9 protein-coding genes are annotated in these 14,967 nt (G+C 39.0%); 3 read left to right on the plus strand and 6 right to left on the minus strand.

The window, feature by feature from the left end; translation table 11 throughout:
- Positions 1-7 precede the first annotated feature (7 nt).
- Positions 8-376: a carboxymuconolactone decarboxylase family protein gene (locus tag H4J39_RS17085; protein WP_182229544.1), complete on the plus strand. Its 369-nt coding sequence runs from the start codon at positions 8-10 to the stop codon at positions 374-376.
- A gap of 102 nt (positions 377-478) precedes the next feature.
- Here the strand turns inward: H4J39_RS17085 and H4J39_RS17090 are convergent, their stop codons facing one another.
- From H4J39_RS17090 to H4J39_RS17100, 3 genes are all read right to left on the minus strand, one after another.
- A complete protein-coding gene (locus H4J39_RS17090) occupies positions 479-2,479 on the minus strand; it encodes an alpha-amylase family protein (RefSeq protein WP_182229545.1) in 2,001 nt (666 codons plus the stop codon).
- A 303-nt stretch (positions 2,480-2,782) separates the two neighbouring features.
- Positions 2,783-3,712, minus strand: a complete 930-nt coding sequence (locus H4J39_RS17095; protein ID WP_182229546.1) for an alpha/beta hydrolase — start codon at positions 3,710-3,712, stop codon at positions 2,783-2,785.
- Positions 3,700-4,899 (minus strand): CynX/NimT family MFS transporter, encoded by a 1,200-nt coding sequence (locus H4J39_RS17100; RefSeq protein ID WP_182229547.1) that lies wholly within the window; start codon positions 4,897-4,899, stop codon positions 3,700-3,702. Before H4J39_RS17100 ends, H4J39_RS17095 begins: the two co-directional genes overlap by 13 nt.
- 191 nt (positions 4,900-5,090) lie before the next feature.
- On the opposite strand from H4J39_RS17100, the gene H4J39_RS17105 reads away from it, so the two are divergent.
- Positions 5,091-8,546, plus strand: a complete 3,456-nt coding sequence (locus H4J39_RS17105; RefSeq protein WP_182229548.1) for a PAS domain-containing hybrid sensor histidine kinase/response regulator — start codon at positions 5,091-5,093, stop codon at positions 8,544-8,546.
- 58 nt (positions 8,547-8,604) lie between these two features.
- On the opposite strand, the gene H4J39_RS17110 is transcribed toward H4J39_RS17105, so the two are convergent.
- Positions 8,605-9,288 carry a 3-oxoacid CoA-transferase subunit B gene (locus H4J39_RS17110; protein WP_182229549.1) on the minus strand — a complete coding sequence of 228 codons (684 nt, stop codon included), beginning with the start codon at positions 9,286-9,288 and terminating at the stop codon, positions 8,605-8,607.
- A 2-nt stretch (positions 9,289-9,290) separates the two neighbouring features.
- Positions 9,291-10,001: a CoA transferase subunit A gene (locus tag H4J39_RS17115; protein WP_182229550.1), complete on the minus strand. Its 711-nt coding sequence runs from the start codon at positions 9,999-10,001 to the stop codon at positions 9,291-9,293.
- 128 nt (positions 10,002-10,129) lie between these two features.
- Between H4J39_RS17115 and H4J39_RS17120 the strand changes: the two genes are divergently transcribed.
- Positions 10,130-11,020, plus strand: a complete 891-nt coding sequence (locus tag H4J39_RS17120) for a LysR family transcriptional regulator (RefSeq protein WP_182229551.1) — start codon at positions 10,130-10,132, stop codon at positions 11,018-11,020.
- A gap of 22 nt (positions 11,021-11,042) precedes the next feature.
- On the opposite strand, the gene H4J39_RS17125 is transcribed toward H4J39_RS17120, so the two are convergent.
- The gene (locus tag H4J39_RS17125; RefSeq protein WP_182229552.1) at positions 11,043-14,966 is read right to left on the minus strand and encodes a response regulator; all 3,924 of its coding nucleotides are present in this window, start codon (positions 14,964-14,966) and stop codon (positions 11,043-11,045) included.
- Between the last annotated feature and the right edge of the window lies 1 nt (position 14,967).

Here is a 14,967-nt window from a genome sequence, read left to right on the forward strand (position 1 = left end):
ATAATATATGACGATAGCTAACAACGAAAAAACAGCGGGTGAAAAAATTCGCCGGCAAGTAATGGGCGATGAGTTTGTTGACCGCGCGCTTAATAATGCCGATGATTTTAGTCAACCTATGCAAGACTACATCAACGTTCATGGCTGGGGAGCAACGTGGCAGCGAACAGAATTAGATCTTAAAACCCGCAGTTTAGTGACTATCGCTATGCTGGCAGCGCTAAGAACCCCTCAAGAACTTAAAGGGCATATTCGTGGTGCATTAAATAATGGTGCGACTAAAGAAGAAATACGAGAAGTATTACTACACAGCGCTGTATATTGTGGCGCGCCAGCTGCACAAGAAGCTTTTAGAGCCGCTAAAGACGTTTTATAGGTCGTGTATAAATAACGCTGTAAAGTCGTAAAGGCTAGACAAAAAATTGCCTAGCCTGCTCAATTATTTAGTTAAAAATCATCATAAACACGCGACGAAATTCTAAAAATCGCGACTTTCTACGGTATGACTATTAAAGTCAAATTTGTTGATTTTGCCACATTCAGCAACATGATTAACCGATGTATAAGGTGTGTTAGCTTGGCTAATATCACCTTCCCAACCTTGCCCATTCTTAACATAGGCCTTTACTTCAAACTTATTATTAACCGCTTTACTACAATCCATATCAACATCTAACATCCAGTAATGTTGACCCCAAATATTTAATGGCTCTTCACCATAACCATCAGTAGCAACGGTGCGCTTTGCTCCCCAACCTGTAGGCCAAACATTAGTGGTCCAATCAAGTGGTGTACCTTCGGCTGCGCTACTTTGAGCGACTTCACTGCCATACCAATCTAAGTAGCTTTCGTTGGTTTTCCATGGTGTTGTCGTTGCGCTTTTTAGATTGTTATGGCTAATAGGTATTGCACAATCAAAATTAGTGGTTTGACAATTTCTACCAAGACTATTATTGGCGTAATTGTGATCAATACCACCACGAACAAACATATTTTGACCGCTTTGAGTTTGTGCTTTAATAAATATCACGGTACGTTTTAATGTTGTTGGGCCCGTTACGCCGCCATTAACTTTTGCGCCTTGATGAATCGCAAATGCATCCCAAACACCCACATTAGCATTAATACTTCCACCATTGTTCACTGTAATCGTTTCGCCGCTACATGATTTAGCATCAGCAGATAATTGCCCTTTTAACACGTTACAATAAGTACCTGCGCTCATATCCGTATTTAGCGTAGTCGTTAAATTAACCTCTTCTTTATTAATTGCGACAAAACCCGAGCTACCTCGACCAAAAGCAATTTGGTTATTGCCATTATCCCACCAGTTTGTGGTGCTCCAATTATCTGCAGTATTATTTCTAAAGTCGACACCACCAGCAATATATGACCATCGATGCTCACACTTCCAACTACTGCCAAAGCATTCTAGATTACCATTGTTATGTACCGGAACACTTGGAGCACCCGCATCAGTATCACCATGAAAGTCATAGCTCGACATAACTTTTGGGTAACCATACGGATAAGCCAACATAAATACATTCGCTAAGTCGTATAAACGGCCATCTTCAAAAGTAATCACATTACCACCGCCACCATGACCGCGTTGATTATCATGGTTATCGACAAAAACCACCGCGGAACTACTCGGTAAAAAGCCCCAAGCTTCACCAAAACTACTCAGTGATGCTAAGCTGCCATTTTTGAAGGTGTTACCTAGCTGTGTGGTATATTTAAATTCTGTTACTAAACCTGTGCTTTGATATTCACTCGAGGTGATAGGCTCACCGCCTTGATCAATCACTTCCTGAAACACCAAAGGCGAGCCATTAACTCTCGACAATACCCCTTGAATATCGCCTAATGACATGTGCTTAGAGGCGTCAAATCGAAAACCTGTAACACCAATATCTTGCAAGTCGTTTAAATAACCTGCGAGTGTTTCTTGTACATAAGCGGCACCGGTATTGAGATCGGTTAAGCCCACGAGCTCACAGTTTTGTACTTGCCAACGATTGTTATAGTCGGTAATGGCACAAGTATCATGAAAGTCTTGTGGCCCGTAATTAGGGAAGCTTTTGTTACCATAATTACTCCCTGCCATACCCGTACCATTGCCAGACGCCATATGATTTAAAACTGCATCAACATATATTTCTACACCGACGGCCTTGCAACGATTCACCATGTCGACAAACTGCGAGCGGTTACCGCCTCGACTCTCAATTTTATAGCTTACTGGTTGATATCGAGTCCACCATTGTCCCCCTTGAATATGCTCATTAGGGGGTGACACCTGAACTGCGGCATAACCTTTAGGGCCTAAATAGTCTTCACACTCTTGGGCAACATCTTGCCAGTTCCATTCAAATAGATGAACAAAAGTAGTCGGTTGAGCTGCGGCTTGAACCTGACAAACAATGCCTAGTGCCAGACCTGTCGTTAATAACGATTTTATTACTTTAGTTTTCATTTTTATTTTTATTCCTAATGTAAAATCAATGTTTATATTTGCTTATTAAATAGCCAAGACAGGTTGCGTTAAATTTAAACAAAGCGCTATATCAAAGAAGATGAATACGTATTCAACCATTTTTTGTAGGTGTTTTACCGAGCAAGAAACTATATTGAAATTATGATGACCTAGATGAAGATGAAACGTGTTGACAACGTCGGTAACGGGATCACTGACATTATGATAAAGAGATCTTGCTCTCTGGTAACAAGACCTTGCGATAATTAATGCTTTTGCCACAGAAATCTGTGGCAAGCTTAGCTATTTATTAATAAAGTTAGCGATCAGCTGAAAAGTTTGCTGACACTCTTCTTCAACCAATGCATCAAGTAACATATAAGCATGCGTTAACCCATCGAACTGATGATGATGCACCGCGACTCCAACCGTTTTTAACGCTTTAGCATAAGCTAAACCTTCATCTCTTAACGGGTCGCATCCGGCGGTAATAATTAAAGTTTCAGGCAAAGCTTTACTTATTTCACCATACAAAGGTGATGCAGCTTTACTGTTATCACTCGCTTTAAAATACTGATTGAAATACCAAGTTATTTTATCTTGCTCAAGTAAAAAACCTGACCCATTCTCGGTAAAAGAAGGCTGTTGACGGGTGTAATCAACACTCGGGTAAATTAAAATCTGCTTATCGATTCTTAAGCGTTTATCTTGCTGGCTTTGCATAGCAAGCGTAGTACAAATAGCGCCGCCAGCACTATCACCGATAATATAAAGTGCGTTAGAAAAGTTGAGCCCAGCTAAACAAGCTTGATAATTAATTAACACCTCTCGACAATCATCGATACCTGCTGGATAAGGATGCTCTGGTGCTAAACGGTATTCGACACTGATAACAATGCAATGACTTTGTGCGGCAATTTTACGACAAATGGGATCGTATAATTCAACACTGCCACACATATGACCACCGCCATGATAATGAATAACTACGGGTAATGCTTCCTCTGGCGCGGGGCTATAAACTCGCACAGCAATAGCGCGTTCTTCTGCTTGCACTGCACGGTCTTGCACAAAACTGAGTGCTGGCCCCTCACCTATCAAAGGCGCCAATTTATCTAAATTTGAGCGAACCAGTGCAGGAGAAAATTGCACACCTTGTTTTTTTGACTCGGCTAACGCTTCATTTGCCTGCGCTAAAAAGGGCGCTAACTTTTCTGAAATTATACCTCGCATAATTCATCTTCCTTGTTTTTTTGTTGACCCGTTTCAGTTAAGAAAAAACTACCTATAAAGAAAGTACCACTGACCAAGGTGGTTAAAGCAAATGCCCATGTATAGTCACCTTGGTGAATATCAACTAACTTGCCAAACAACCATAAAACCAAGGTACCCACCATATAACTTATCGAATAGAACAAACTAAAAACAACGGTTATTTTTTGGCTGGTCATTTTTGACAACTCATGAGGTATTGCCACTAATGCCGTTATTGGAAAGAATATAGAAAAACCTAACACCATAGCACTAAGTGTTTGTATTACTTCTGACGGGCTAAAAGATAAAGTAAACACAGTGATCACAATCAGTAAACCTGACCAACGGATCACAGGCACCCGTAAAGGGAATTTTTTACTGTAAATAATACCGGCTAACGTTCCTATTATTCCAAAACCTATCAATAACGCACTTTGACTAATGCCCGCTTTAGGATAGAAGGTGAACAAACATAAATAAAAGGCAAGAATACCTGAATAGGTTAACGCATAGATCCATGAAAACTTGTCTTTTAAGCCGTCTGTGTAGGAATAATGTGCGTTAATTTTATTGGTGTCTTTGGCTTTGCTATCAGGTTTTGCTTCGTCAACAAATAACCAAGCAATACTTAACGCCAGACTTGCTAATGAAAAAATAATCAGCGTATTTTGCCAGCTACCTGTTAACGAATTAAAATTGCTCATTTGCCATAAAATAATGCCTGTGCCCAAATTAAAAGCAACCGCATTAATCCCGTTTATCGTGGCACGCTCTTCTGGAGGAAACCAAGACATAACGATGGGGTTAAAATATACAATCATAAACGCCCCGCCTAATCCCATTAGAAATCGACTCACTAATAGCAATTCATAATTGGGCGCGAAAGGTGTTAATAGCCCCACTGAAATTAAAATACCTGATGCAAAAAAAGCATACTTACCGCCTAATTTTAAGGCTAACCAAGCGGCGGCAAAGGTGCCTACAATTTTAGCTAAAGTAACCGCACCACTAATAAAGCTGGCTGAGGCTAAACTGTTAATATTCATTGCCGCCATAATTTGATTCATGCTTGCGGTGCCGCCAACCCATGCCATTGCAAATAAGGTGTAACTAATAAAAACAATGGCTTCTACTAAATACTTGTTACTTATCTTAAGAGTTCTCATATAGATTAATTTCTAATATAGTAATGTCAAAATTCAGCTTAACTAAATAAATTATCTATTGATGTACTACCTTCGTGCACTGTGGTGAAATTTAATCGATGTTATAATGTCTATTGCCATTTTACTTGCAGATGTAAGGTTAAGGTGGCATCGGTATATAGTAAAATGTTGCTATTTATAAGGTATTTTCAGTGTTAATTTGGCTTTCTCTTAATACCTGGTTGGTGTCTTTTCTTGCCATTGGTTATTTATTACTATTATTTATTGTTGCCTACTCGGGACAAAAGCAAACCACTAAGCAGTGGCATTCTCGCCCTTGGGTTTACAGTTTAGCTTTAGGGGTAAGCTGCACCTCTTGGGCTTTTTATGGCACTGTTGGGCAAGCAGCAACAACCGGAGCTTGGCTTGCTCCCATCTACATTGGCTCGATTTTATGCTTTGTTTTAGCTTGGCCTATGTTGCTGCGAATATTGCGCATTACCAAGCAACAAAACCTAACCTCGATTGCTGATTTCATTGCCTGTCGCTACGACAGGTCGCCTAAAATAGCAGCCACAGTAACCTTAGTCGCACTGCTGGGCACCATTCCCTATATCGCACTGCAATTAAGAGCAATAAGCAAAAGTTTTGACTTACTCACTGGTACATACCGCTCTGGAATAAGCACAACCTTTGTCGTGACCTTAGTATTAATTATTTTCAGTATATTATTTGGTGCTCGCCAAGTTGCCGCTAATAAACAAAATCAAGGCTTAGTCTTAGCGATCGCTTTTAGTTCGCTCGTTAAATTATTTGCTTTAACCGCGATAGGCATTTTTGCGACATTTTTTGTTTTTGATGGTATCGGCGATTTAATGAGCCAAGCCGAAACCTCCCCTAACTATCAACCAGTAAAAAATACTTATTTTGCGATATCACAAGCCATACTTGGCGTAATTACTATTTTCATTTTGCCCCAGCAATATCACATGTTGATGATAGAAAATCATCAGCAAAAAGAATTAAAAATGGCGCGATGGCTCTACCCATTATATTTAATTTTAATTAATTTATTCATTTTACCTATTGCCTTAGCGGGTCAAAGTTTATTTCCTGGTGGTGGTGTTGATGCCGATACTTATGTCATTACTATCCCGCTCTTTTTTCAGCAAGCATGGCTTGGCGGTCTTGCTTTTATTGGTGGTTTAGCCGCAGCAACAAGTATGGTTATAGTCGCTACGATAGTGCTCAGCACGATGGTGACAACAGAAATAGTTAACCCACTACTATTACATTACAACAGCTATATAAACACACAAAAAAAGCAACTGTCAGGTCTGCTACTTAACATTCGACGCATAGCAATTGCTTTGCTGCTGCTCTTAGCCTTTGGCTTTGAACGGATCGTTAATCAACAAAATCACCTTGCGACCATTGGCCTATTATCATTCGTACTTTTATCACAATTAGCCCCTTTAGTTGTTGGCGCCTTATATTGGCGAAGGGCAACCAGTAACGCTGCTTTTATTGGCTTAGTTGTCGGTAGTTTATGTTGGTTTTATACCCTGTTACTACCGAGTTTGCTGCCTAATACTCAATGGGTTAGCCAAGGTTTATTTGGCATAGACGGGTTAAAACCTTATGCACTTTTTGGTCTCGATTTTCTCGACAATATTAGCCACGGTTTATTATTTAGTTTATTAGCCAATACGTGCTGTTTTATTGGTTTTTCATTATTAGGCCAACGCAGTGTCGGCGAAAGATTGCAAGCCGAGCTTTTTATCAGTAAAAAGCAAGGCGCTGTTCAACAAAACCTATCAAGCAAAGACCTTTATCACTTATTGCAGCGCTTCGTTAATGACGCGAGCGCCGATGATTTCCATCATAGTCATGCAAAACAACTAAGTAATACCGCCGCCAGTCAAAAGCTGGTCGACTATACCCGCTTGCAGTTATCGAGCGTGTTAGGCTCAGCGTCGACCCGAATGGTAATGAAGGCGGCGAGCAAGCAACAAGCATTGCCCTTAGAAGATGTTGTTAACATTGTTGATGAAGCTAACAAGTTATTCCAATTTAATCGTGAATTACTGCAAGCTGGAGTGGAAAACATTGAACAAGGCATTAGTGTTGTTGACGCTGATATGCGTGTAGTCGCTTGGAATAAACGCTACATAGAATTACTCGATTACCCAAATAATTTAGTTTGCGTGGGAAAGCCTATATCTGATCTTATTCAATACAATGCTGACCGAGGTGTAATTATTGCCGATAAAAGTAGTTCTAACGGTGAGAGTACTCATGACTTTATAACCCGCAGAATTAATTATATGCGTGAGGGCAACAGTCATTATTCTCAGCGAGAAATGCCGAATGGTATTGTCTTAGAAATTAGAGGTCAGGCTATGCCAGGCGGTGGTTTTGTTAGTACTTTTTCAGATATAACCGCGCATATAGAAGCAGAAAAGGCCTTGCAAAGAGCTAATGAGAACTTAGAACAGCGAGTGATTGAACGTACCCGTGAATTAAACCACGCGAAAGCCGAAGCCGAAGAGGCGAATATCAGTAAAACTAAATTTTTAGCGGCTGCTAGCCATGATTTAATGCAGCCTTTCAACGCATTATCTTTATTTACTAGCATGCTTAATAAAAAAGTAACGGGCACTCATTTAGAAGAATTAGCAGGTAATATTCGCCATTCACTCAATGCTGCTGAAAGCTTACTCTCTGATCTTGTTGAAATATCTCGCTTAGGCGGCAAGTCACAACATATTGCTATTACCTCTTTTTATGTCGACGAATTATTAGCCCCCTTAAGTAAAGAGTTTTTCTTACTCACTGAACAAGCTAACTTGGCTTTTAACTATGTAAAATCAAGCTGCATTATTGAAACTGACCAACGGTTGTTGCGCCGTGTTATACAAAATTTTCTCTCCAATGCTATTAATTATTGTCCACAAACGCAGCGCCAAGGCAAAGTGTTACTCGGTGTTCGACGACAACAAGAACACATCGTTATTGAAGTCTGGGACAATGGTCCAGGTATTGCCAAAAACAAACAACAAACCATATTCAAAGAATTTGAACGCTTAAACGAAACTCAGGAGCAGCCTGGCTTAGGGCTTGGCTTAGCCATTTCAGATCGTATTGCTAAATTATTAGGGTTAACCATTTCAGTAAAATCTATGGTTGGTAAAGGTTCATGCTTTAGTATTACCCTACCTCGTAGTAAGTTATTACCGGCGAAAGTATCGGTTGTTCATACACAAAAAAGTATTAGCGCCACAGATGAATTTAACCAATTATCGGTTTTGCTTATTGATAATGAGCCTTTGATGCTAAAAGCTATGCAATCACAACTCGAGGAATGGGGTTGTGTTGTTATTGCGGCGAAAAATGAAAATAATTTGATTGAAGCGCTAGCGGGGCAAAATTTTACACCTGCATTGATCATTTCAGACTACCACTTAGATGATGATAAAAATGGTGTTGATTTAGTCCAGCAAAGGTTATCTAGCTATAATTGGCGAGCCCCTTGTATTATCTGCTCTGCCGATCCCTCAGAGCAAGTACGAGAACATACCAACAGTGCTAACTTCTCTTTTATGCGCAAACCAATTAAAGCGTTAGCGTTAAAAAAATTAATGCGACAGTTACTCTCAACATTTTGATAAACCTCAATCATTGATAAATAATGATTGAGGTGGTTTTAACTTCTCGCTTTATATTTTAAAGTGTAGGAGTGACGACAAACTCGCTAAACCGCATTTCAGGAACATGATCAGGAACGACTAATTCACCCGCTGTTAACTTAATAATTTCTTCAACACTAACGCCAGGAGCCCGTTCAAGTAAATGAAAACGCCCTTCTTTAATCTCAATAAAGGCCAAATCGGTTAATACTTTTTTTATACAGCCCTTGCCTGTTAAAGGTAGCGTGCAATTTGCCAGTAATTTAGAGTCACCATGTTTTGACGCATGGGTCATAGTTACTATGATATTGTCTGCGCCAGCAACCAAGTCCATTGCACCGCCCATACCTTTAATTAGCTTACCAGGGATCATATATGAAGCAATATTACCGTGAACATCGACTTCAAAAGCGCCCAGCACCGTTAAATCAACATGTCCGCCACGGATCATGGCAAACGACTGTGCTGAATCAAATATTGATGCACCGGTCGCCATGGTCACGGTTTGTTTACCTGCATTAATTAAGTCGGCATCGACTTCAGCTTCACTGGGAAATTGTCCCATACCTAGTAAACCATTTTCAGATTGCAACATCACTTCAATGCCCTCGGGGACATAGTTAGCCACTAAGGTAGGAATACCAATACCAAGATTAACATAGAAGCCATCTTGTAATTCTTGCGCGACACGCTGAGCGAGTTGATTTCGGTCTAAAGCCATGATTATTCTCCTGTTGTCGTGCAAATAGTGCGTTGTTCAATACGTTTTTCAAAAGTGCCTTGTATAACACGGTTAACATAAATTCCCGGTGTATGGATTTCATCTGGGTCTAGCTCACCTGGCTCAACAATTTCTTCAACTTCTACCACGGTAATTTTTCCTGCGGTCGCGGCTAATGGATTAAAGTTACGTGCTGTTTTTCTGTAAACTAAATTACCAAACTTATCAGCCTTCCATGCTTTAATAATGGCAAAATCACCCGTAATAGCTTCTTCAAGAATATAATCTCGTCCATTAAACTGCCGTTGATCTTTACCTGCTGCCACTAAAGTGCCAACACCTGTTGCGGTATAAAAAGCGGGTATACCCGCGCCACCTGCGCGCATTTTTTCAGCTAAAGTACCTTGTGGTGTTAATTCCACGTCTAATTCACCCGACATCATTTGTCGTTCAAATTCAGCATTTTCTCCAACATAAGAAGCAATAATTTTTTTAATTTGCCGCTTAGGTAGCAACAGCCCTAAACCAAAGTCATCAACACCACAGTTATTAGAAACTAGCGTTAGCCCTTTAATGCCTTTAGACTCGATTTCTTTGATTAAATTCTCAGGAATACCACATAAACCAAAGCCACCAGCAATAACGGTCATATTGTCGGTTAACCCTGACATTGCTTCTTCATAGGTATTCACTACTTTATTAAAACCTGCCATTATTTTTATCCATTTATTAAGGAAGTTGACTTAACACCAGCATTATACAATTGCATAAATATGTAAAATTAATTAATATTAACTATTAATAAATAAAAATTATAACTGGCTATATTTAGGATAATTGCATGAATATTACCCTCAAACAACTACGCACTTTTATCACCATTGCCCAATCTAAAAGCTTTGCCGAAGCCAGTGAAATTTTACATTTATCACAGCCAGCATTAAGTATTAGTATCAAAAATTTAGAAGAAACCATTGGTGGTAAGTTACTGGCGCGTTCAACAAGAACCTTATCATTAACGCCTGAAGGACAACTTTTTTTACCGACAGCGAAACGTTTATTAGCAGACTTTGATGATGCTTTTATAGAGCTTGCTGAGCTATTCTCTTTAAAGCGTGGCAATTTATCTTTAGCAGCAATGCCATCATTTGCGAGTACCCATTTACCGCAACATTTACTGGCTTTTACCACTGATTATCAAGAAATTAAAGTAAGAGTGCATGATGTTATCGCCGAAGAAGCCGTTGCTATGGTTCGAAATGGTAAAGTAGAGTTTGCCATTACTTTTGATCCTGGCGAATTTGATGATTTACATTTTGAAACACTGTTTAGTGATGAATTACTGGCGGTATTCCCAGATAACCATAACCTAGAACAAGCTAGTGAGTTAACTTGGCAGCAACTCAGCCATTATCCTTTTATTGCCTTGCAACGACCATCGAGTATTCGCATGCTAATGGAAGATACACTGGCCGAGCAAGCTTTATTTTTAAAGGTAAAATATGAAAGTAATCAGTTAGCCACTGTCGTTCAAATGGTCGCTAATAAACTGGGCGTCAGTGCAATACCGTCTTTGTATAAACAACAAATACAATCACTTAACATTAAATATTGTCCATTAACTTCGCCAACAATCAGTCGTCGGGTTGGTATTATTACCAGAAAGCGTTATCCGTTATCGCAGTCTGCACAGTTTTTTGTTGAATTATTACGTCTGCATTATCAAAAATAAACAAAGACAGTAGTATGCCCCGTTAACTATTCTTTTTGTCATGAAATATTTTTATTGTGTCTTCTACTTGCGCTTTGTTAATAGGTTTAACTAAATAATCATCCATACCGGCAGATAAACATTTTTCTTTATCGCCAAGCATCGCATTAGCCGTCATAGCAACAATAGGTATATTTTGGTACCTCGCTCCTGCAACCGCTTGTCTAATTAACGTTGTCGCTTCGTAACCATCCATTTCAGGCATTTGACAATCCATAAAAATAAAAGTGAATGGACAACTATCGTCACTCGATCTAAGCTTCTCGATTGCCTCTTTTCCGTTTGCTGCGATAACGCATTGAGTTATGCCTATTTTTTTTAATACCCCCATAGCAACCATTTGATTAACACGATTGTCTTCCACTAAGAGTAACTTAATACCTTGCGTCCAGGCTTTATCTAACTTAGGCGCTAGATTAGCCCCCGAAGCTGATAGTGTTGTTAATTTTAGCGTAGCGTCACTAAGCGGGACTTTTTCGGCGCTCGCTAACATCAAGTTTAATGCACTATGTAAGTCAGAGGTAGTGACCGGTTTAGGAAATAAACCATCAATACCCATTTGAGCATTATCGGTTAAATCGAGCTGACTGCTCATTAGCGTCATAAACACTATTTTGAGATCTTTGTTAAAAGGATTTGAACGTACTTCTCTTACAAAAGCTAAAGCATCTAGGTCAGGGAGTTGCCGATTTACTATCAATAAGTCATATGGTGGATTTTCTGCTGATTTACTAAGTGCAGATAAGGCCGGTTGTACACTGTTTATCAAATTAGCTTCAATTTTCCAGCACAGTAATTGTCGCTTAATAACTTCGCCACACGATTGATTGTTTTCTAAAATTAGCACCTTTTTACCATGTACCCCTTTTATCGGCATTGCCAACAACGTATCTGCTGATTTCTCTAATAATAAGTCGCAACTAAAAACACTACCTTGTCCTTCATTGCTTTCTACCTTGACACTACCTTGCATGCATAAACACAGCTTTTTAACGATAGCTAATCCTAGACCCGTGCCACCATATTCACGCGTAGTTGACGCATCAACTTGGGTAAAGACTTCAAACAACTCTTTTTGCTTACTTTTTGAAATGCCTATTCCGGTGTCTGACACACAAGCGATAATACGCCAATGGGAAGCAGAGTGAGATTGCTGGCTAAGACGAATAACAACTTCACCTTGTTTGGTAAATTTAATCGCATTCGCTAATAAATTTGTTAATATTTGACGAAGTCGGTTTGAATCGCCAACCACCAGTGACTCTTCGATATTAACAAGATCAATGATCAATTCTAAACCCTTGCTTTGTGCTTGTTGGGCAAAAGATTCAGCTAAGTCATCAATCATTTCACGTAGATTAAAGCTGAGATTCTCAAGCTCTAACTTATTAGCATCTATCTTTGAAAAGTCTAAAATGTCGTTGATTAAAGATAAGAGTGAGTTAGCACTTTGTTGAGCGATACCCAAGCGGTGTTTTTGTTCTTGGTTTAACGGTGAGTCTTTAACTAAATCAATCATACCAATAACACCGTTCATAGGTGTTCTTATCTCGTGACTCATGCTTGCAAAAAATTCATTTTTCGCTGTTACGGCAACCTCAGCCTGATCTTTTGCTGCGATAAGCGCTATTTCATTCTCAACTAATGCGGTAACGTCATAATTTACCCCTATCATGGAAAGTGGCAGATTATTATTATCGTAGCTGATAACTGCTGCAGATTTTATATGCTTTATTGCCCCATTTGGACATATGATCCGAAATTGGGTATCTATCTTGCGATGTGCCTCAATCGCTTGATTAAAGTGTTTAACCGCTTTGTCTAAATCATTAGGATGTACTGCTTTTTCCCATGCTTGATAAGTCCCTGAAAACTGCTCACCAGAAACACCATGTAACTTAAACATCCAGTCGTCCCACTTCAGCTCATGAGTAACAAGGTTGAGTTCCCAAACCCCTATACCTGCTGAGTCTGCTGCTAAAGTCATACGTTGGTTGTGGTTAATAATTCTCTGTTGGGTGGTCATTTTTTCGGTAATGTCTTGAAACGAGCCGTATAAACGAACACATTCTCCATTTACAAACTCACTTCGACCTCGACCCGCTACCCAAATCTCATTACCTTTGGCTGTAATGAGCTGTAAATCTTGTTCAAAGTCGGTACCGTCTTCTATGCTTTTTTTGACTAACATTTGAATTTTGTCTCTGCTCTCACCTTCTTTGTAAAAGTTAATACTTTCTGATAATTCTGGCTGGTAGTCACTTGAGACTTCATGGATATCTTTGGTCATACTTGACCAGTAAACTTTATTACTTGTCAGATCAACCTCCCATGTTCCAATGCGAGCTTGCTGAGCCATTTGCTCCATTAAGGATTGCTGTCCCAATAACTCATCTTGCTGCTTAACACGAGTAAGCTCTGCGCTTATCCAATGAGAAAACAATTGAATTAACTCTAATTCTCGATCGGTAAATGGCCGAGATGATGCTTCAGGGCCAGAAAAATTCAAGGTACCAAATCGTCTACCATCAACAACGAGTGGTACACCAATATAACTTTCTAAACCGAAGGCGTGATAACACGGATGGTCTTTTATCTGACTAGAGCCAGCCTGATGAAAAGCAATAGGTTTATCAGCTTGTAAAGTATGAATACAATAAGTATTACCCACTTCAAATTTGTCACCCGGATTAATTTCGTTATTCGGTGTATGGCAATAAACAACACGGTAGTCTTGCTCGCGTATTTCACTGATTATTGCGAGCGGTAAATTAAAAACTTGTTTACCAAGTGCTAGGATATTTTGAATTTTTTCAATTAAGGTACTTTTTACATCTGAGGTTATTTTATGAAGCTGATTAAGGGTTAGTTCTGTTTGCTTAATTTCACTGATATCGTTCTGAATAACAATATACGACTCTATTCTTTTTTCATTATTTATCACTGGCACGATTGTGGTGCTTAACCAAAGTTCTCGACCCCCTTTAATTTTATTCAGTGATTCTCCATGCCAGTAGTCTTTTCCAGTAATCTCTTTAAATATCGCGTGATAATCTTGTTCCGTATACTGGTAACCAAACAGTTTAAAGGCACTATGCCCAATAATTTCGTCTTCGCTATAACGATAAAAATCAAGGAAACGTTGATTAACGTTTGTAACAGTTCCTTTTTTATTCATATCGACTCTATAAACAATAGCATGCTCATTTATGGCAAGCGTTAACTCAAAGCTTTGTTGCTTTGCAAGCGACAGTTCCTGATGATAATTACTAATGAGTCGTTCTAACGGTCTAAAAATAAACATACTAATGGCAATTAATAATACCATTGTGATTAGCCATAAAATCGCTTCTAGCATTTTTATATGATCGTTACGCTGGCTGGCATGTTGCTCTATTTTTGTAACAATCACATCAAGAGAAACCAGTAAACTTTCTATTAAATCACGATTAAACTTTTGTTTAATAATAGTTTTTGCACTATTTTTGTCTTGGGCTTTAGTTAATTCAATAACACTTTCAACGTAGTCATTAACTTGGTCATTAAGCTGAGTCGGCATATTGAAATACAAAGAAACTATTTCACTGGGCATACTTTTAGATTTATTAATCGCAAGATCTGTTAAAAACGACTGATTATTCGAAAACAATTCAGCCGTACTGAGCAAGTTTTGTATGAGTTTTTCGTCAACTTCACCCAGGGTTACCTGATGAGAATGTTTAATGGCAAGGTAGGCGATTTTTTGCGACAGCATTCTTTGGCTGCCAGCAAGATTAATCGTTACCGAATCTTTAGCTTGTTGATTAAATAATATTGTTAAACTTAAAAAGGAGAGGCTAATTAAAATAGCGATTAAAGAGATCGCTAATAAATTACGACGTTTAATTTTCTGTTGTAGTGCTTTCATA

The sequence above is a fragment of the Colwellia sp. Bg11-12 genome (assembly GCF_014076955.1).
Lineage (GTDB): Bacteria > Pseudomonadota > Gammaproteobacteria > Enterobacterales > Alteromonadaceae > Colwellia_A.